Origin of the sequence: Siccirubricoccus deserti (assembly GCF_014283215.1) — a bacterium.
Classification (GTDB): domain Bacteria; phylum Pseudomonadota; class Alphaproteobacteria; order Acetobacterales; family Acetobacteraceae; genus Siccirubricoccus; species Siccirubricoccus deserti.
The window spans coordinates 62,675-80,273 of record NZ_JACOMF010000022.1 but is presented as its reverse complement, the minus strand read 5'-3'; the positions used below and the strand labels follow the sequence as shown (position 1 = coordinate 80,273).

Sequence of the window (17,599 nt, the reverse complement as noted above, 5' to 3'; positions counted from 1 at the left end):
GGCGCGTAGATCTTCGGACAGGGTTCTCGCCATGCAAGCTGGCCTCCGTGCCCAGCAGGCACGGTGAATCAGATTTCGCGCCGGGCGGGAATCCTCAGCGACTCTGAATGGTCAGATTTCGCTCTAGCCCACCGCCGCTGCCGGGTCCAGCCTGGCCTACTGCGCCGTAACCTCCAGCCCCAGTCGCCGCTGCGCCTCCACCGGCCCGGCGGCGCCGAGGCCGGCGAAATCGGCCACCGGCACAGGCTGCGGCGGCCGCAGGCTGACCTCCAGCGTCCGCGCCTGGCCGCGCAGGAAGCGCTGCACCGCGGCCAGCGCCGGCGCCAGCGGCCCGGCGTCGCGCTGGCCCTGGATCACCGCCGCCGCCGCCATGCTGGCGTATTGCTCACGCAGCCGCGCCTCCGGCACCCGTTGCTGCCGCGCCTGGTCGGCCACCCAACGGCCGAAGAGCGACTGGTCGACGTAGCGCAGCGTCGCCCCGGCCAACCGCATCCGCTCAGCGTTATCGGCTATCCGCCCGGGATCGGTAGAGACGCCCTCCAGCTGCATCGACAGGCCGAGACCGCCCATGCCGCGCGCCGAGACCGCGAAGGAGCTGAGGTCCATCCGCTCCGCCGCCGGATCCACCCGAGCCTCGATGGTGATGTCGCCGGTCAGCTCGGTGTAGCCGAAGCGGGTCAGCCAGGGGGCGATCAGCGGGAAGGGCGCCACCCGCAGGTCGCGCAGCGCGATGCGGCCGGATTGCGCGCCGCCCGGCACGCCACCGGCGGGCGCCTCGGCGCTGATGCGGAGGCTGCCGAGGCTGCCGATCGCGGCGCCGCCGAGGGTGGCGGCGACGTCCTCCACCTCCATCCCCACCTCGCCGCCCGGTTGCGGCGGCGGAGTCCTGGCGATGACCGCAGCCAGCATCGTCGGCAGGTCATAGCCGCGCAGCGCGATACGGCCAAGCCGCAGCCGGTCCACCAGCCCGGCGGCTGGGGTCAGCACGTCAAGCCCGGTCAGGGTGAAGCGGCCGGGCTTGCCTGCCGCCCAATCCTCCACCGTCAGCGTGGCGATGGCGAAGGGCGTCTCGCCCTGCACCGCCAACCCTTCCAGCCGCAGCAGGTCCACTGTCAGGTCGCCCGGGGCGAGGGCTTCGCCCGCCGCCGGTCGGCGCAGCCGGAAGCCTTCGAGCTGGATGCGGCCGATCAGCGCCGGGGTGGCGCCGGCACCGCCGATGGTCACGCCGAGCGCCACCGCCTCACCCATCTGGTCCTCGCCGGGACGGTCGAGGGTGAGCTCCTCGATGCCGATGGTGATCTCGCCGCGCCGCAGGCTGACACCGGACAGCCGTACCGCGCCACCGGCCGGATCGACTGGTGCCAGGGCGCGGTAGGTCAGCGTCACCTCGCGCCCGAGCATGGCGCGCAGCCGAGTGAGGGCCTCGGGCTCGCCGGGGATGGCGGCAACAGGGGGCGCTGCGGCGGAGGGGGGCGGGCTGGCGAATTTGTCGGGCATCGTGGCGGGTGGCGGCGCGACTGCGGATGGCGGGTTGGCGAATTTGTCACCCGGCGCCGGCCCGGGCGCCACCGGCGCTGGCTTGCCGCCGCCCGGTGCCCCGGCGGCCGGCGGCTTGCCCTGGGCCAGCGCCATGCCCAGCCCCACGCTGGTGACGAGCAGCCCCGCCACCGCAATCCCTGCCACGCCCCGCCGCATGCGCCGCCTCCATCCGATGCGCCATCATAGCAGGGGAGTGGCCGCGGCGCGCCCCACGGCACCATCGCATGGAATGGGCGATCCCACGCCCGAACCCGCGGCTTTGCGACCTTTTCGCCACCCCCTCGCCCCTGGCGCCGACGGCATGCCTCGCCCATCTTGACCCTATGAGCAACCTGCCCGACCGGCCCGCCGCATCGGCCGCCGTCGCCGCCTTCCTGCGGCGGGTGGAGAGCCTGCCGCAGGCCCGCCCCGCCAGCGGCAAGCGGGGCCGGCTGATCTTCGCCATCGACGCCACCGCTTCCCGCCAGCCGAGCTGGGACCGCGCCTGCCAACTGCAGGGCGAGATGTTCATGGCGACCCGCGACCTCGGCGGGCTGGCGGTGCGGCTGGCCTATTACCGTGGCTTCCTGGAATTCGCCGCGACGCCCTTCCTGACCGACGCCGCCGAGCTGGCGCGGCGAATGACCGGCGTGCAGTGCCTCGGCGGCCAGACCCAGATCCAGCGCGTGTTCGAGCACACCCTGGCCGAGACGAAGAAGGAAAGGGTGAATGCGCTGGTCTTCGTCGGCGATGCGATGGAGGAGCCGGTCGACCCGCTCTGCCACCTCGCCGGCCAGCTCGGCCTGCACGGCACCCCGGTCTTCACCTTCCATGAGGGCGGCGACCCGCGCGCCGGCCAGGCCTTCCGCCAGATCGCCCAGGTCTCCGGCGGCGCCTACGCGGTCTTCGATGCCGGCAGCGCGGAGACGCTGCGGGCACTGCTGCGGGCGGTGGCGGTCTATGCCGCCGGCGGGCGGGCGGCACTGACGCGGCTGCCAGGGCAGGTGGCGGCGCGGATTGCCGGCCAGCTTCCGGCCCCTCCCACCGCGTCCAGGCGCTGAGGCGGCGCCATGCTCTGGCTGGCAATCGGCGCGGGGGTGCTGCTGCTGCTGCTGCTGGTGCTGCGCGGCTTCGCCACCGCGCGGATCGAAACCATTCGCAACCTGGGGCTCTGGATCGCGGGGCTGGTCGCGCTGGTGGTGGTGGTGCTGGTGGTGCTGAGCGGCCGGGCCGGGCAGGTGATCTGGACCTTGCTGCTGTTCTCGCCGCTGCTGCTGCGGCGTGTGCAGGGCTGGCTGGCGGCGCGGCGCTTCCGCGCCCGGCCGGGCGCCGACACCGGCGAGAGCGCGGTGGAGACCGCAACCCTGTCCATGCGCATCGAGCTGGCCAGCGGGCGGATCACCGGCCGGGTCCGGCGCGGCCGGCAGAGCGGGCGCGACCTGGCGGAACTGACCCTGCCGGAGCTGCTGGAGCTGCTCGCCGACTGCCGGGCCGATGATCCGGACAGCGTGCCGCTGCTGGAGACCTGGCTGGACCGCGCCGCGCCCGACTGGCGGGCCGCCGAGGCGGCGATGGGAGATGGGACAGCACCGCCGGCCGGCCGGTCCGGGCCGATGACCCGGGCCGAGGCGCTGGAGATCCTTGGCCTGATGGAGCCGACCACGGAGGCCGAGATCCGTGCCGCCCATCGCCGACTGATGCGCGGCGCCCACCCCGACCAGGGCGGCAGCGACTGGCTGGCGGCGCGGATCAACCAGGCACGAGATGTGCTGCTGCCGTAGGCGCGCGGTTGCCGCAACCGGGTCGCTTCTCTACGCGAACGGCCAACAGCGGACCGGCGTTCAGACGTGAAGGCAATCCGCTCTGGCAGGTTGTGGAAACGGGTGATGCGCCCCCCGCCCCGTCATGCGCGGGCTTGACCGGCGCATCCGGAGGTCTGGCAAATTCAGATGGCTCGCGATGGCCGGGTCAAGCCCGGCCTGGACGGAAAGGCGGCACTTCCAAACCCCATCTGTGCTTTTCCGCAGCCTGCTAGCCGCCCAGCAGCCGCATCAGCAATGCCGGATCGGCAGCCTCCTCCAGAGCCCAGATGGCGCCGATCTGCGCCGCGGCCTGCGCGCCGAAGCCCCCCAGCGCGGCATTGTCGCGGAACTTCGCCTCCAGCTCCGCATCGCTCATAGGCTGCGCAGCGCTGCCGCGCGGCGCGGTGACCGTGCGGCTGGCTTCGCGCCCATCGGCGTAGCGTACCGTGACCCTGGCGGCGCCACGCGGCAGGCCGGGATCGAGCTGCGGGACCACCTTGGCGCGCAGTGCCGCCAGCGCCGGATCCTGCACCGCCGGCAACTCGAAATCCGCCACGCCGGCGCGGCCACGTAGCAGCCCCAGCGCGGCGCTGTGGTGGATGCTGACCCGGGCATCGCGCGCGTTGCGAACCTCCCGATCGCCGCGCGCCAGCAGCAGCGCGTCGCCGGCGACAGTGACGCCGGCGATCGCCTCCGGCGGCAGCGGCGCGGCCGCGCGCAGTTCGAGGCAGGCGTCGATCACCGCATGGAAGACAATGCCCGCCGGATAGGGTTTGTAGGTGTTCCGGCCGATCTCCCAGCGCGTGCCGAGCCCTTCGGTGATCGCTGCCAGATCCGGGACATCGCCCATGGAGCGGGCCCAGCCGAGCGGCCCCTCGATGGCGGCCGGCGCCGCCTCATACCCCTGTTCGGCCATGAGCGCGGCGAGAATGCCGTGCCGCGCCGCATTGCCGACCCCGACATTCTTCGCGGCGGAGGGCAGGTTCTCCACCAGCCCGGCCGACTGGCTGGCAGCGATACCCAGCGCGTGCCAGCACTGCGCCGCCGAAAGGCCAAGCAGCTTCGCCGCCGCCGCCGCCGCGCCGAACACGCCACAGGTCGAGGTGATGTGCCAGCCCCGCGCGTAATGCCCGGGCGAGACGGCATTGCCGATCCGGCACTCCACCTCGCCGCCCAGCAGGAAGGCGTGCAGCACTACCGCGCCGGACACGCCGCGCTGCTCCGCCAGGGCGAAGGCCGCGGGGACGACGGGCGCGGCCGGGTGGATGACCGTCTGCAGATGGGTGTCGTCGTAGTCCAGCAGATTGGCGGCGATGGCGTTGACGAAAGCCGCGCTCATCGGGTCGAGCCGTAGCCCCTGGCCATAGACCGTCGCCACCGCCGGGCCGGAGAATTCCCGCATCACCCGCAGCGCCGTCCCGACCGCCGGGTCGCGCACGACGCCCAGGGCGCAGCCGATATGGTTGAGGATGGAGCGCTTCGCCTCGTGTCGCAATGCCGGCGGGATGGCGGCCCAGTCGCTGCCGGCAATGAACGCGCCCAGCGCCTGGCCGATGAAGCCGCCGGTGGCGGAATCCGCCGCCATCACACCGGCTCCGGCCGGCGAGGCAACCATTCGCCACCGCGCAGGGGCAGCGGCAATCGGCAGGCAAGGTGCGGCATCGGCGAGGTTTCCGGTCGGTTGCAGGTAGCGATACGCTTGGCCCTGACGGGCTGTAAAGCGCGGTTGCGCGGCACCGGACCACCCCATAGCCTCGGCGCAAGGGAGCGATCATCGACATGGCGGCTGAGGGTTTGCATGGGCGCACCGCCCTGGTCACCGGCTCGACCGGCGGCATCGGGCTGGCCATTGCCGAGGCGCTGGCCGCGGGGGGCTGCGCCGTGGTGCTGCACGGGCTTGCGCCGCCGGCGGAGGGCGAGATGGTGGCCGCCGCACTCGCCGCGCGCCACGCCGTCACGGCACGCTACGTCATGGCCGAGCTGGCGGCGCCGACGGCGATCGCCGAACTGGCCGCGGCAGCGGGCGAGGTCGACATAGTGGTGAACAACGCCGCCACCCGCCACTTCGGCCCGGTGGAGGAGACCAGCCAGGAGGCGTGGGACACCGACATCGCGGTCAATCTTTCCGCCGCCTTTCATCTGATCCGGCTGACCCTGCCGGGGATGCGGCGGCGCGGCTGGGGGCGGATCGTCAACATGTCCTCGATCTACGGCCGGATCGGCGCCACCGGCCGCATCGGCTATGTCACCACCAAGACCGCGCTGATCGGCCTGACCCGCGGCGTGGCACTGGAGACTGCGGGCAGCGGCATCACCTGCAACGCGCTCTGCCCCGGCACCACCCTGACGCCGAACATCGCCGGGCGCATCCAGGCGGCGATGGCGGACTCCGGCGCCGATGAGGCGACCGAGGCGGCGCGCTTCCTCGCCGGCAAGCAGCCGACCGGGCGCTTCGTCGAGGCCTCGGCGATCGGTGCCATGGTGGCCTTTCTCTGCGGCCCTGCCGGCCGCGACATCACCGGCACTGCCCTGCCGATCGACGGCGGCTGGTCGGCGGCGTAACCAGCGCGAGCCTGCAATCGCTGCCGTTGCCGTGGCGCCAGCGGCACCAGATATGCCGGTGGATGATCCCGCTCCTCAAATCCGCCCTGCTGCTGTTCCTCCTGTTCTTCCTTGCACCAATCGGCGCCTCCGCCATCCTGTACCGGGTCGATGGCAGCGGCACGGGCTGGCGCACCGCCGACCGTTCGAGCGCCGGCCTGCTGCCGCCGCCCGCGGCGCATCCGGAGGCGGTGGTGCGGGTCTTCGCGGCACAAACGGTGCGGTGGCGCGGCGTATTCGCCGTGCATTGCTGGATCGTCTTCAAGCCGGAAGGCGCCCTCGGCTACACCCGCTACGACTATACCGCCTGGGGTGAGCCGATCCGGATGAACGGGTTCGAGCCGGACGGCCGGTGGTTCGGCCGGGTGCCCGAGGTGGTTTTCGCCGCCGATGGCCCCACCGCCGCCGCGCTGATCCCGCGCATGGAGGCCGCCATCCTCGGCTACGCCTGGCGCAACCGGGGCGATTACCGTCCCTGGCCGGGGCCGAATTCCAACACCTTCGTCGCCGCGGTGCTGGATGCGGCGCCGGAGATGCGGGTGGCGCTGCCGCCAACTGCGATCGGCAAGGACTACCCCTATGACGGCCGCTGGCTGCGGCTGACGCCCTCCGGCACCGGGGTTCGGCTGACGCTCGGCGGCTATGCCGGCGTCAGCCTCGGCTGGGTGGAGGGCATCGAGGTCAATATCCTCGGCGCCGTGGCCGGGCTCGACCTCCGCCGGCCGGCGCTGAAGCTGCCGGGGCTTGGGCGGATCGGGATGGCGGGGCCGGACGGGCCGGGGACGCTCGCGGCGGCGAGGGATTGACCGGCTGCGGAACCGCGCCGTCTCGAACGATGACCGATCTTCCTACTCCGCAGTAATGCCGGCACGCGCCACGATCGGCGCCCAGCGGGTGCGTTCCTCCTCAAGGGCGCGGAGGGTGCCGGCGCTGTCGAGGTATTCCGGATCGAAGCCGCGCTGGGTGATGCCGGCGACGAAGTTTGGCTCCCGCATCACCTCGCGGAGCACACGCTCCAGCACCTCGACCACGGGCCGGAGCGTGCCGGCGGGCGCCGCGACCGGGTACCAGAGCTCGGCCGAGTAGCCCGGCAGCGTCTCGGCGATGGAGGGCAGCTCGGGCCAGCCGCGGGCACGCCGCGCCGCGGTATTGGCGAGGGCCCGCACCTTGCCGTCGCGGATCAGCGCATCCACCGAGGAAGAGCTGGCGAACATCAGCTGCACCTCATTGCCCAGCAGCCCGGCGACGGAGGGGCCGGTACCGCGATAGGGCACATGGATCAGCCGGGTGCCGGCCATCTCGTTGAACAGCTCGGCGCCGAGGTGGAAGGGCGTGCCGGCGCCGGCCGTGCCGTGGTTCAGCTTCCCCGGATTGGCGCGGGCATAGGCGATGAACTCCGGCACGGTGCGCACCGGCACATGCTCGTTCACCACCAGCAGGATCGGTGTGCTGGCGGTGCGCGCCACCCAGGTGAAGTCACGCTTGAAGTCGTAGCCGGGGTTACGGAACAGCAGGTCGGCCACCGCCATGCCATTGCCGTTGAACAGCAGGTGGTAGCCATCCGGCGGCGCCTGCGCGATTACCGCGGAGCCGATGTTGCCGCCAGCGCCGCCGCGATTCTCCACCACCACCGGCTGCCCGAGCGCCTCGCCCATGGCGCGTGCCACCATGCGGCCAAGGGTGTCGGTGCCGCCCCCTGGCGGGAAGGGCACCACCAGGCGAACCGGCCGGGCCGGCCAGGCCTGGGCGCGGGCAAGGCTCGGCAATGCCAGTCCCGCCACCAGCGGCATCAGCCCGCGACGGGATGGCATGAAATGGAGGCTGCGCATGGGTTGGGTGTCCTCCTCCCTGCGGCGGCCAGTTGATCCGGCCTGCCGTTATCGAACCTCGTCCTGAACGCTACGTCACTGCGTCGCACCTGACTGCCGCACGAGAGGCGATTGCGCGCTACCCCCCGCGTGGCGCGGTGGCGAGCACGCCAGCCGCCTCCAGCGCGGTGATCTCCTCCGGCGCGAACCCGGCCGCCGCCAGCACCGCGCGATTGTCGGTGCCAAGATCGTGGCAGCTGTCCTGCACCGCGAGGGTTCGGTTGGCGAAGCGGAAGGGGATGCCTTTGGCGGGCGTGCCGTCCGGGCTGCGCAGCACCGCGGTGCCACGGGCGAAATCCTCCGCCGCGGCCAGCGCCACGCCATCGCGCACCGGCGCGCTGCCGCCGGGCCACTCGACCCGCCAACCCGCACCATCGGCAACCAGCCGTTCCTCGGGCTCTGCCGGATCGGCATTGCCGCGCCGCGGTGAGGGCGCGCCGGCGGCGGCGGCGATCAGCTCCTCGCCGAGCAGGAAGCTGGTCAGCTCGCGCTGCGACAGGTCGAGGTGCGCGCCCTGCCCCGTGCGGCCGCGCTCCAGCAGCGCGGCGCAGATGGCGCCGGCGGCGAAGAGGCAAACCACCTGGTCCGGGTAATTCACGTCCCGTCCGGTGATGACCGGCGCCTCACCCGCGCCGGTGAGCGCCGCGAGGCCGGCGGTCGCCTCCAGGGTCGAGCCGAAGGAGACCATGTCGCGGTCCGGCCCGGTCTCCCCCTGGCTGGAGATGCTGGCGATGACGAGGCGCGGGAAGCGCTGCCGCAGCATGGCGATGTCGAGGCCAAAGGCGGCCATGACGCCGCGGCGGAAATTCTCCACCAGCACGTCGGCGCCTTCCAGCAGCCGCAGCAGCGCCTCTCGCCCCCGCGGGTCCTTCAGGTCGAGGCAGAGCGAGTGCTTGCCGCGATTGGTGAAATTGAAAAAGGGCGAGCGGTTCCACCAATCGGAGCCCGGCTCGGCGCCGTCCCAGCGGCGGAAGGGATCGGGCGCGCCCGGCCCCTCCACCTTCACCACATCGGCACCCAGGTCGAGCAGCAGGGTGGAGGAGGCGGCGCCGGCGGTGATCCAGCCGAGGTCCACCACGCGGATGCCGGCCAGCGGCAGGGCGGCGTCACCCGGCATCGGCGCGGTTCCCTTCCAGGGTCAGCCGCTGGCCGTCCCAGCCCACCGGCAGCGCCGGCATGCCATCCGGCGCCAGGAAGCCGCGCGCGCGATACTGCGCATCATCCAGCAGTTCGACCGGCCATTTCACCGGGCCAAGCGGCACCCGCTTCGCCTGCGCCGCGGCTGTAATCTCCGCCCGGGTCCGGGCGGCGAACCAGGGGCCGATCACCTCGAGCAGCGCCGCCCGGTTGGCCCCGCGCGCGGGGCCGGTGGCGAAGCGCGGGTCATCGCGCAGCCGCGGGTCGCCGATCAGGTCGCGCAGCGGCGGCCAGTCCTTGTCCTGGTAGACCAAGGCCATATGGCCGTCCTTCGCCGGCACGGTGAACCAGGTGACGCGGGCGCCGCCGCGGACCGGCGCGCTGCCCATCACCATCACCCCCGCCGCCACCTTCCAGTTCAGCCAGGCCGCGACATCCAGCAGGGAGACATCCACCACCTCCTCACCTCCCGCCAGCAGCGCGGCGAGCAGCGCCATGCAGGCGGCGAGCCCGGCGGAATAGGACACTTGATGGCCGGCGAGGCGGGCGGGTGGCGCCGGCGGCGCCTCGCCGACGATGCCGAACAGGCCGGACAGGGCCATCAGCCCCAGTTCCGTCATCGGCGGATCCTCCTCGCCGGGGCCGAAGACGGAGATGCGCGCCTTGACCGGCACCTCTTCGGCATGCGCCGCCAGCGATGCCCGGTCGCCGATCGCGACATCGAAGCGGCCGGTGGTGGCGCCCTGCCGCTTGCCGGCATTGAGGAAACGGTCGAGCGCCGAGCCGCCGTCCGGCAGCAGCGGCGGGGTGGCGGCGAAGGGCTCGCCGCCTGACGGCAGGGGCCGCACCACCTCGGCGCCATAGCCGGCGCAGAGCCGCGCCGCCATGGAGGCAGCGAGGGCGTGCGGCCGTTGCGCGCAAAGGGCGCCGAGATCCAGCACCCTTCGGCCGGCCAGCGGCGCCACGGCCATGCGCTAGACCCCCTGGCCGGGGTTCTTGATGCCCGCGGCGAAGCGGGCGCTGCCCTCGGCCTGCGCCGTGGTCTTCGAGCGGATCTGCAGATTGACCATCTGCCCGTGGTCCATCGCTTCCTGCCAGTCGGTGATGATGGCGGGGATGCGGTCGAGGGCCTTCTTGCTCTCGGCCAGCGCCACGGCATCGAATTGCGCCACCTTCTGCGCCAGCGCCTGGGCCGTCGGCAGCAGCGCCTCGGGCTCCACGCACTGGTTCACCATGCCCCAGCGCTCGGCGGTGGCGCCGTCGATGCGGTTGGTGGTCAGCACCAGCCAGGCGGCCTGCTTGCGGGTGACGCCGGAGAGCTGAATTGCTGGACCGGCCATGCCGGGATAGGTGGAGAAGCCCATCTCCGGGCAGCCGATGCTCGCCTTGGTGCTGGCGATGGCGAGGTCGCAGACATTGATCAAGGTCGCGCCGCCGCCCAGGGCCAGCCCGTTCACCGCGGCGATGAAGATCGCCGGATGCGCCCGGATCGCCATGTTCACCGCGACCCATTCGTCGCCCGCGCCCTCGATGCCGGCCTGGCGGTCCTGCTCGCGCTCCTTCAGATCCATGCCGGCGCAGAAGGCAACGCCGGTGCCGGTGAGGATGATGGCGCGGGCCTTGCCGCGCAGCTCCTCGAAGGCGGCCATCAGCCCCTGGCGGGTGGCGCGGTTCATGGCGTTGCGCTGCGCCTCGCGGTTGACGCGGATCTGCGCCCAGCCGTCGTGGCGGATGATCTCGATCTCAGCGGACATGGCTCAGGCCTCCGGGCCGAATTGCGGCAGGGTGAAGCCTTCCGGCCCGCCAGGAAAACGCACCGCGAGGCGCATGCCGATCTTCGCCTCATCCGGGCCGATGCCGTCGAGGTTGGTCAGCAGGTAGGGCCCTTCCTCCAGCTTCACCATGGCAACGGGATAGGGCAGCTCGTCCTTCATGCCGGGAAAGTAGCTTTGATGGAAGACAACGAAGGACCACAGCTCGCCACGACCGGAGGCATTGATCCATTCCCATTCCGGCCGGCCGGTGAAGGGAGAGACGGGAGCGGGCGGGAAGAAGCACTTCCCGGTCGCCTTGCAGCGCTGCAGGATGAGCTGGCCGCGACCGCACGCCTCCCAGAAGGGTCGGTTCCAGTTGTCGACGAGCGGCTTCGGCCGGGTATCGAGGCTCATGCGCCGGCCCTCCGCAGGATCAGGCTCTGGGCGATGTGGGTGGCGCAGATGTACTGCATGGCATTGACGTTCGGGATCTGCCGCTCGCCGCAATCGTCGCGCAGCTGGCGCACGCATTCGGCGATGATGCCCCAGCCCTGCATGTAGCTGTCGGACAGATGCCCGCCGGAAGTGTTGGTCGGCCAGCGGCCGGTGCCGAGCTGCAAGGTACCGTCGCGCACGAAATCACCGCCCTCGCCCTGCTTGCAGAAGCCGAGTCCTTCCAGGCTGAACATCACCGTCGGCGAGAAATTATCGTAGATGCCAAGACCCTGGATGTCGTCCCGGCCGATGCCGGCGCGGTCGTAGACCGAGCGGCAGGCGCTCAGCGTCGGGTACCAGAAATCGTCGGCCGGGGCGCTGCCGTAATGGAAGGCGTCCTGCCGTGCATAGCCCGAGAGCAGCACCGGCGGCCGCTTCATGTCCCTGGCGCGCTCCGCGCTGGTCAGGATCCAGGCGACGGCGCCGTCGTTGATCAGGCAGTAATCCAGCAGCTTCAGCGGCTCGCAGATCGGCCGCGCCGCGGCGTGCTGCTGAAGGGTGATCGGCTTGCCGTGCATGACGGCATCCGGGTTCAGGCAGGCATGGTGGCGGAAGGCGACCGAGATCGGGCCAAGGTCGGCATGGGTGGTGCCGAATTGGTGCATGTGCCGGCGCCACATCATGGCGTGGATGGCACCCGGGCTGGTCATGCCCCAGGGACTCCACTGGCTGTCGCCGCCGCCGTACATCATGCGCACGCTGCGGCCGTTGTTGCCGTAGACCAGGGCGATGGTCTTCGCCGCGCCCGTCGCGATCGCCTGCGCCGCCAGCGCCAGGGAGACGCCGGAGAAGCGGCCCGGCGCCTCGGTCAGCAGGCAGTACTGGGGATTGATCCCCATCATCTCCGCGAAGCGCTCGTAGCTCGGGATGCGGTTGACGATCAGCCCGTCGATGTCCGAGGGGCGCAGCCCGGCATCGTCGAGCGCGGCGTTCAGCGCCTCGCAGCCCAGGCCGTAGCTGTCGGTTTCGGGGAAATTGCCGTAGCGCGTCGTGCCGATGCCGGCGAAGGCGACCTTGTCGCGCAGCGGCCATGGCGCGCTGATGGCGGGGGACGCAAGTTCAGTGTCGGGGGGCATGCGGATCCTGGACGAGTTCTCTCCGGGCGCCAGATTGCCCTGGTCAGCCGGATGCGGCCAGACGGAAACTGCGGATTGGTGTTTCGCGGCCCCAGCCGGTGCGGTGGCGCCGCCGGCGACGTGGCCGGCGGCGGTTGCGACCGGACCTAGACCTCGACGGGCACGCGGCCCGCGAAGCCCAGCGCCTGTTCCAGCAGCCCAGCCATGCCGAGCAGCGCGGCATCGCCATGCGGCCGGCCTACGAGCTGGAGGCCGACCGGCAGGCCTTCCCGCGTCAGCCCGCAAGGCAGCGAGATGGCCGGGCAGCCGGTCAGGGTAATGACGAAGGTGAGGAACATCCAGTCGATGTAGGTGGTCAGCGCTTCACCCGCGATTTCGGTGGGGAAGCGTTGCTCGACCGGAAAGGGCGCGACCGCGACGGTCGGGCAGACCAGCAGGTCGTGGTCATCGAAGAAGCGCGCCACCCGGTGGAACAGCGCGTGACGGGCGCGCTGCGCCTGGATGATCCCGGCGGCGTCCAGGCGCTGGCCCTTCTCGATGTTCCAGACGATGTCCGGGTTGATGCGGTCGCGCTCCCGCGGCAGCAGGTCGCCGCGGACATCGGCGAAGAGCAGCGCGCGCAGCACCTGGAAGCTGTCGATGGCGCCGGAGAAATCGGGCGTTGCCGCCTCCACCGCGCAGCCCATCCCGGTGAAGCGCTGCGCGGCGGCGCGACAGATCTCCGCCACCTCCGGGTCGACGCGGCGGAGGCCGAGGTTCTCGCTGAAGCCGATCCGGACCGGCGGGCGGGCGCGGTCGAGCGCCGCCTGGTAGCCGCCGGCCGGGCCGGGGCGCGACAGCGGGTCATGCGGCGTCAGCGCCGCCATGGCGTCCAGCATCAGCGCCAGGTCGCCCAGGTTGCGCGCCATCGGCCCTTCCACCCACAGGCTGTCGAAGGCGGGCAAACCGTCGCCGCGCGGCACCACGCCGGGGCTCGGCCGCAGGCCGACGATGCCGCAGAAGCTGGCCGGGATGCGCAGCGAGCCGCCGAGGCAGGAGCCATTCGCCAGCCACACCTCCCCGGCCGCGAGCGCGGCCGCCGCGCCGCCGGATGACCCGCCGGCGGTGCGTCCGAGATTCCAGGGATTGTGGGTCACGCCCCAGACCGGGTTGAAGGTGTGGCTGCCGGCGAATTCCGGCACATTGGACTTCGCCAGCGGAATTGCGCCGTTGGCGCGCAGCGTCGCCACGGTGCGGTCATCCGCCGCGGCACGATTCTCGGCATAGATGGGCGAGCCGTTGGTGGTCAGCTGCCCGGCGACGTCGTTGTAGTCCTTCACCGCGATCGGCAGTCCGGCGAGCCAGCCCGGATGATCACGACTCTCCCGCCGGAAGCGCCTGGCCTGGTCACGGGCCTCATCGAGGAAGCGGATCGGCAGGGCATTGACCTTCGGCTCCACCGCCTCGATCCGCTGCGCCGCAGCCTCGACCATCTCCAGTGGCGAGACCTCGCCGCGCCGCAGGCGCGCCACCGCCTCGGTCGCCGTCAGGCGCCATAACTCGCTCATCCGGGCATCTCCTCCACGCCTTCTGCCATGCTCACTTCAGCAACCGGGTCGGCGGCGGCCGGCAAGTCCGAGGCGCTGCCATTGCTCTCCATGCTTGGGGGAGAAATGGGGGTCTTGCCTGGTGCCGGCATGGATCCGGCTGCCGTCATCGGATCCACCGTGATGCAGGGTAGTTGGCATTCCTCGGGCATGGCCCGCGCCATGGGGCGCCACGCCTTGCCGCCAAGCTGCAGGCGGAACACACCACCGACCGCATCCGGTCGCGACGCCGAGCTGCCACCATCTCGCCACGACATCATGCCGGCGAGGACTTGGCCACTGGCCATCCGCGCTTCCTCCTCGACCTCTTCGGGTCGGCCGGAAGCTAGGCGCGACGTGTCACGGCGGCAACCGCCTGCCTCGGTGCCGCCGGTTGGTCAGGCTGCCGGCTCGGCATCCATGCGCAGGATCTCGACGGCAGGCGGAGACAACAGGATCTCGCTGAATGCATGCATCCAGTCGCCGCCACCGTGCGGACCGGCGCCACGCTGGCGCAGCTGTTCAAGCTGATCGAGGCTGGTCAACTCGACCTCGAACTGCAGCGCCGCACCGCCCTGGCCGCGCGTCAGGGGTATCAGCAGCCGCGCAGTGTGGCCCGCCTGCCGGGCGGCCTCCGCTTCCCGGCGGATGAAGTCCAGGGCCCGCTCACGATTGACGGGCAATACATCGTACGAGAATCGAGCGAGATACATAGCATCCCTCCTCCAGGCATGTGAAAAGCTGGTTCCTGCACAATTGGCTTCCCATGGTGTGCGGGCACACCTTGGGTTTCACCTGCTCCGCAACCGAAGCCCTTATCGGAAAGGCAGCAGCCTGGCGTCGCCTCGATCGGCAATGATGTTGCAGGCACCATCCGGTCAAACCTTCCGGGACTGCACAAGCCTCGGGAGGCCCGGCAGATGACGTCAGGGCCAAAGCGCGCCGGCCGTTGGCCGGTTGCAGGAGAGCAACCTGTGGGATGCCGGGCGGGAGACCATGCCCGGCATCAGGGATGCGGCGGTTCCGGAAGGATCCGGTCGCCATCCGGAGACCGGATACGGCATTAGCCAAGGTGGTTGGCGCCCCTGGCTCCCTCGGCGCATGGGGCCGCGCCGGCGGCCACGGCGCTGATCGCCGGCCAGGTGGGTGTGGTGTTCCTCAATGCCGGGCCGGCGGAGGCCTCGGCACGCGACGGCAGGGCCAGGTTCCTCGGCGTCGGTGCTGTCACCCGCATTCCGCTGCTGCCGAAGGTGTTGGCAAAGGCGGAACTGGGCATGTCGGTCAAGGCGGCGACATGGTTCGGCCTGCTCGGCCCGGCAGGCCTGCCGCCCTCGATCGCCACCCGCATGGTGGAGGTCTCGGCCGAGGCCGTGTCGTCGCCGCAGGTGGAGGTCTTCCGCGTCCAGGCCGCGCTGCCCGTCAAGGCCACACCCGAGCAGATGCGCCGCTTCATCGCGGCTGACCGCGAGCGTAGGGCCAGTGTCGTGAAGGAGCTCAATGTCCGGTCGGAATGATCGCTGCGACCTTGAGGCGCCTGGCACGACGGGTCTAGCCTGCATGCACAAGAACGGGGCTGCCGGCCGCAGGGCCTGACAGCCCCCATCAAGGGAGGGCAGCGATGCCGAATGATGTCGCGCAGCCGAAGGTGGTGGATTCCGCGCTCCGCATCACACCGATGCACCCGGTGATCGGTGCCCGCGCCGAGGGCGTCGACCTGCGTCGCCCGCTGCGTGCCACCGAGATCGCGGCGATCACCGCGGCGATGGACCGCTACGCCGTGCTCGTCTTCCCTGGCCAGCATTTCCAGGACGATGAGCAGCTCGATTTCGGCCGTCAGTTCGGCGAGGTGGAGGAGGTGCCGACGCTGGTCGATCAGGCGCGCCGGCGGCTCGCGGACAACCGCGTCAATGACATCTCCAACCTCGGCGCCGACGGCAAGATCCTGGCGGCCGATGACCGCCGGCGGATGTTCAATCTCGGCAACCTGCTCTGGCATTCCGACAGCAGCTTCAAGCCGACGCCGGCGCATTACTCCATGCTGCACGCCAGGGTCATCCCGCCGGCGGGAGGCGAGACCGAATTCGCCGATATGCGTGCCGCCTGGGACGCGCTGCCGGAGGCGATGCAGGCGAGAGTCCGCGATCTGGTCGCGGAGCATTCCCTGATCTTCTCCCGCGCGCTTCTCGGCTTCGATGAATTTACCCCAGAGGAGCGCGCCCGCTGCACCCCGGTGCCGCAGCGCCTGGTGCGGCGGCACCCGGCTTCCGGACGGCTCTCGCTCTATCTCTCGGCGCATATCGGCCGCATCCGCGGCTGGCCGACGCCGGAAGCGATGGCGCTGATCCGCGAGCTGACAGAGCATGCGACGCAACGGCCATTCGTCTACAGCCATCGCTGGTCGGTCGGCGACCTGGTGGTCTGGGACAACCGCTGCACCATGCACCGCGGACGTCCCTACGAGGACAAACTCTACCCGCGCGACATGCGGCGGGTGACGCTGAAGGACAGCGCGCCGACGCTCGAGCAGGCGGCATGAACGCGCCGCGGCTCCTCGCCGCTCTCCTGCTGCTGCTGCCCGTCGCCGCGGCGGCGCAGACCTACCCCGACCGCAGCATCCGGCTGATCGTCGCCACCGCCGCCGGCGGCGCCTCCGACATCCTGGCGCGGCAGGTTGGGCTGAAGCTGGGTGAAAGCTGGGGCCATCAGGTGGTGGTGGACCCGCGCCCGGGCGCGAACGGCAACATCGCCGCGGCCGCCGCCGCCCGCTTGCCGGCCGATGGCTACACGCTGATGATGGGCACGATCGGTGTGATGGCGGTGAACCCCTCGATCTACCGCGATGCCGGCTACGACCCCGAGCGCGATTTCGAGGCGGTGGCACGGCTGGTGCGCTTCTCCAACATCCTGGTCGTCCACCCCTCCCATCCCGCGCGCAGCGCGGCGGAGTTCATCGCCCGGGCGAAGGCAAGCCCCGGCCGCGTCAGCTACGGCTCCCCCGGCAATGGCGGGTCGCCGCACCTTGCCATGGTGGTCTTCTCGCGCATGGCAGGCGCCCGAATGGAGCACGTGCCCTATCGCGGCGCCGCCCCGGCGCTCAACGACCTGATCGCCGGTAATCTGACGGCCGCCTTCAGCGACCCGTTGGTCACCCTGCCGCAGATCGAGGCTGGTCGGGTCCGCGCACTGGCAGTCAGCGGCCCGTCCCGCCTCGCTGCGGCGCCGCAGATCCCGACGGTCGCGGAAGCCGGGCTGCCGGGCTACGACGTGACCGGCTGGCTTGGCATCGTCGCCCCGCGTGGCGTCCCCGCCCCCATCGTGGCGAAGCTGAATGCCGAGCTGAACCGCATCATGCAGGACCCCGAGATGAAGGCGCGGCTGGCCAGCCAGGGCGCGGAGGTGGTCACCGGCACGCCGGCGGATTTCCAGGCCTATATCCACGGCGAGATCCTGCGTTGGGCGGAGATCACCCGTGAGGCCGGCATTCGCGCGGAATGACCGGCGCAGCATCACTGCATTCCTGGCCGGAGGGTGCCGCGCATGACCTGCGCCGCGCTTCGGCATGCGCCGTCCGCCGCATCCTTTCGGTAACCGATCTTCGATCAAATAGCGGCCGCCACGGATCGTAGCGGATTTCGCGACCCCGGCCTGCTCAGGGCTACCTGACCATCCCGGCATGCTTCAATTGGGGAGGGAGGGTGGTGGAGCTGAGCGGGATCGAACCGCTGACCTCGTCATTGCGAACGACGCGCTCTCCCAACTGAGCTACAGCCCCGCGCCACCGGC

18 protein-coding genes and 1 tRNA gene are annotated in these 17,599 nt (G+C 71.3%); 7 read left to right on the top strand and 12 right to left on the bottom strand.

Translation table 11 applies throughout. The features are described from left to right. Window positions 1–156 precede the first annotated feature (156 nt). Window positions 157–1,695: a hypothetical protein gene (locus tag H7965_RS17410; RefSeq protein ID WP_186771858.1), complete on the bottom strand. Its 1,539-nt coding sequence runs from the start codon at window positions 1,693–1,695 to the stop codon at window positions 157–159. Window positions 1,696–1,763: 68 nt separating this feature from the next. Here H7965_RS17410 and H7965_RS17405 point away from each other — a divergent pair, with 68 nt between their 5' ends. Next, a complete protein-coding gene (locus H7965_RS17405) occupies window positions 1,764–2,579 on the top strand; it encodes a vWA domain-containing protein (RefSeq protein ID WP_315898697.1) in 816 nt (271 codons plus the stop codon). A 9-nt stretch (window positions 2,580–2,588) separates the two neighbouring features. Continuing rightward, on the top strand, window positions 2,589–3,299 hold the full coding sequence (locus tag H7965_RS17400; protein ID WP_186771857.1) for a J domain-containing protein: 711 nt from the start codon (window positions 2,589–2,591) through the stop codon (window positions 3,297–3,299). A 250-nt stretch (window positions 3,300–3,549) separates the two neighbouring features. On the opposite strand, the gene H7965_RS17395 is transcribed toward H7965_RS17400, so the two are convergent. Continuing rightward, on the bottom strand, window positions 3,550–4,905 hold the full coding sequence (locus tag H7965_RS17395; protein ID WP_186771856.1) for an MmgE/PrpD family protein: 1,356 nt from the start codon (window positions 4,903–4,905) through the stop codon (window positions 3,550–3,552). 194 nt (window positions 4,906–5,099) lie between these two features. Here H7965_RS17395 and H7965_RS17390 point away from each other — a divergent pair, with 194 nt between their 5' ends. Both H7965_RS17390 and H7965_RS17385 read left to right on the top strand, forming a co-directional pair. Next, on the top strand, window positions 5,100–5,882 hold the full coding sequence (locus H7965_RS17390) for an SDR family oxidoreductase (RefSeq protein ID WP_186771855.1): 783 nt from the start codon (window positions 5,100–5,102) through the stop codon (window positions 5,880–5,882). Window positions 5,883–5,944: 62 nt separating this feature from the next. After that, the gene (locus H7965_RS17385) at window positions 5,945–6,727 is read left to right on the top strand and encodes a DUF3750 domain-containing protein (RefSeq protein WP_186771854.1); all 783 of its coding nucleotides are present in this window, start codon (window positions 5,945–5,947) and stop codon (window positions 6,725–6,727) included. 42 nt (window positions 6,728–6,769) lie between these two features. Here the strand turns inward: H7965_RS17385 and H7965_RS17380 are convergent, their stop codons facing one another. From H7965_RS17380 to H7965_RS17340, 9 genes are all read right to left on the bottom strand, one after another. Beyond that, window positions 6,770–7,750, bottom strand: a complete 981-nt coding sequence (locus H7965_RS17380; RefSeq protein ID WP_186771853.1) for a Bug family tripartite tricarboxylate transporter substrate binding protein — start codon at window positions 7,748–7,750, stop codon at window positions 6,770–6,772. A gap of 118 nt (window positions 7,751–7,868) precedes the next feature. Next, window positions 7,869–8,906: a CaiB/BaiF CoA transferase family protein gene (locus tag H7965_RS17375; RefSeq protein ID WP_186771852.1), complete on the bottom strand. Its 1,038-nt coding sequence runs from the start codon at window positions 8,904–8,906 to the stop codon at window positions 7,869–7,871. Further along, on the bottom strand, window positions 8,896–9,897 hold the full coding sequence (locus H7965_RS17370; RefSeq protein WP_186771851.1) for a CoA transferase: 1,002 nt from the start codon (window positions 9,895–9,897) through the stop codon (window positions 8,896–8,898). Before H7965_RS17370 ends, H7965_RS17375 begins: the two co-directional genes overlap by 11 nt. A 3-nt stretch (window positions 9,898–9,900) precedes the next feature. Beyond that, on the bottom strand, window positions 9,901–10,680 hold the full coding sequence (locus H7965_RS17365; RefSeq protein WP_186771850.1) for an enoyl-CoA hydratase/isomerase family protein: 780 nt from the start codon (window positions 10,678–10,680) through the stop codon (window positions 9,901–9,903). A gap of 3 nt (window positions 10,681–10,683) precedes the next feature. Further along, window positions 10,684–11,094: a Zn-ribbon domain-containing OB-fold protein gene (locus H7965_RS17360; protein ID WP_186771849.1), complete on the bottom strand. Its 411-nt coding sequence runs from the start codon at window positions 11,092–11,094 to the stop codon at window positions 10,684–10,686. Next, window positions 11,091–12,251 carry a thiolase family protein gene (locus H7965_RS17355; RefSeq protein WP_186771848.1) on the bottom strand — a complete coding sequence of 387 codons (1,161 nt, stop codon included), beginning with the start codon at window positions 12,249–12,251 and terminating at the stop codon, window positions 11,091–11,093. The genes H7965_RS17360 and H7965_RS17355 overlap by 4 nt, the downstream gene beginning before the upstream one ends. Window positions 12,252–12,397: 146 nt before the next feature. Further along, on the bottom strand, window positions 12,398–13,798 hold the full coding sequence (locus H7965_RS17350) for an amidase (protein WP_186771847.1): 1,401 nt from the start codon (window positions 13,796–13,798) through the stop codon (window positions 12,398–12,400). Further along, entirely contained in the window at window positions 13,795–14,124 is a 330-nt protein-coding gene (locus H7965_RS17345; RefSeq protein WP_186771846.1) for a hypothetical protein, read from the bottom strand. Before H7965_RS17345 ends, H7965_RS17350 begins: the two co-directional genes overlap by 4 nt. Before the next feature lie 90 nt (window positions 14,125–14,214). Next, complete coding sequence (locus H7965_RS17340; protein WP_186771845.1) at window positions 14,215–14,529, bottom strand: hypothetical protein; 315 nt, start codon at window positions 14,527–14,529, stop codon at window positions 14,215–14,217. 363 nt (window positions 14,530–14,892) lie between these two features. Here H7965_RS17340 and H7965_RS17335 point away from each other — a divergent pair, with 363 nt between their 5' ends. The 3 genes from H7965_RS17335 (at window position 14,893) to H7965_RS17325 (ending at window position 17,311) form a co-directional block, all read left to right on the top strand. Beyond that, window positions 14,893–15,330, top strand: coding sequence for a tripartite tricarboxylate transporter substrate-binding protein (locus H7965_RS17335; protein WP_186771844.1), 438 nt, complete (start codon window positions 14,893–14,895; stop codon window positions 15,328–15,330). Between the two features lie 104 nt (window positions 15,331–15,434). Continuing rightward, on the top strand, window positions 15,435–16,352 hold the full coding sequence (locus tag H7965_RS17330) for a TauD/TfdA dioxygenase family protein (protein WP_222440671.1): 918 nt from the start codon (window positions 15,435–15,437) through the stop codon (window positions 16,350–16,352). Then, complete coding sequence (locus tag H7965_RS17325) at window positions 16,349–17,311, top strand: Bug family tripartite tricarboxylate transporter substrate binding protein (RefSeq protein ID WP_186771843.1); 963 nt, start codon at window positions 16,349–16,351, stop codon at window positions 17,309–17,311. Before H7965_RS17330 ends, H7965_RS17325 begins: the two co-directional genes overlap by 4 nt. A gap of 201 nt (window positions 17,312–17,512) precedes the next feature. Here the strand turns inward: H7965_RS17325 and H7965_RS17320 are convergent. Then, a tRNA-Ala gene (locus H7965_RS17320) sits at window positions 17,513–17,588 on the bottom strand. Window positions 17,589–17,599: the final 11 nt, after the last annotated feature.

Coding starts and splice junctions, on each gene's coding strand:
- H7965_RS17410 (WP_186771858.1), bottom strand. CDS start 1,695: ATGCGGCGGGGCGTGGCAGGGATTGCGGTGGCGGGGCTGCTCGTCACC.
- H7965_RS17405 (WP_315898697.1), top strand. CDS start 1,764: ATGGAATGGGCGATCCCACGCCCGAACCCGCGGCTTTGCGACCTTTTC.
- H7965_RS17400 (WP_186771857.1), top strand. CDS start 2,589: ATGCTCTGGCTGGCAATCGGCGCGGGGGTGCTGCTGCTGCTGCTGCTG.
- H7965_RS17395 (WP_186771856.1), bottom strand. CDS start 4,905: ATGGCGGCGGATTCCGCCACCGGCGGCTTCATCGGCCAGGCGCTGGGC.
- H7965_RS17390 (WP_186771855.1), top strand. CDS start 5,100: ATGGCGGCTGAGGGTTTGCATGGGCGCACCGCCCTGGTCACCGGCTCG.
- H7965_RS17385 (WP_186771854.1), top strand. CDS start 5,945: ATGATCCCGCTCCTCAAATCCGCCCTGCTGCTGTTCCTCCTGTTCTTC.
- H7965_RS17380 (WP_186771853.1), bottom strand. CDS start 7,750: ATGCGCAGCCTCCATTTCATGCCATCCCGTCGCGGGCTGATGCCGCTG.
- H7965_RS17375 (WP_186771852.1), bottom strand. CDS start 8,906: ATGCCGGGTGACGCCGCCCTGCCGCTGGCCGGCATCCGCGTGGTGGAC.
- H7965_RS17370 (WP_186771851.1), bottom strand. CDS start 9,897: ATGGCCGTGGCGCCGCTGGCCGGCCGAAGGGTGCTGGATCTCGGCGCC.
- H7965_RS17365 (WP_186771850.1), bottom strand. CDS start 10,680: ATGTCCGCTGAGATCGAGATCATCCGCCACGACGGCTGGGCGCAGATC.
- H7965_RS17360 (WP_186771849.1), bottom strand. CDS start 11,094: ATGAGCCTCGATACCCGGCCGAAGCCGCTCGTCGACAACTGGAACCGA.
- H7965_RS17355 (WP_186771848.1), bottom strand. CDS start 12,251: ATGCCCCCCGACACTGAACTTGCGTCCCCCGCCATCAGCGCGCCATGG.
- H7965_RS17350 (WP_186771847.1), bottom strand. CDS start 13,798: ATGAGCGAGTTATGGCGCCTGACGGCGACCGAGGCGGTGGCGCGCCTG.
- H7965_RS17345 (WP_186771846.1), bottom strand. CDS start 14,124: ATGGCCAGTGGCCAAGTCCTCGCCGGCATGATGTCGTGGCGAGATGGT.
- H7965_RS17340 (WP_186771845.1), bottom strand. CDS start 14,529: ATGTATCTCGCTCGATTCTCGTACGATGTATTGCCCGTCAATCGTGAG.
- H7965_RS17330 (WP_222440671.1), top strand. CDS start 15,435: ATGCCGAATGATGTCGCGCAGCCGAAGGTGGTGGATTCCGCGCTCCGC.
- H7965_RS17325 (WP_186771843.1), top strand. CDS start 16,349: ATGAACGCGCCGCGGCTCCTCGCCGCTCTCCTGCTGCTGCTGCCCGTC.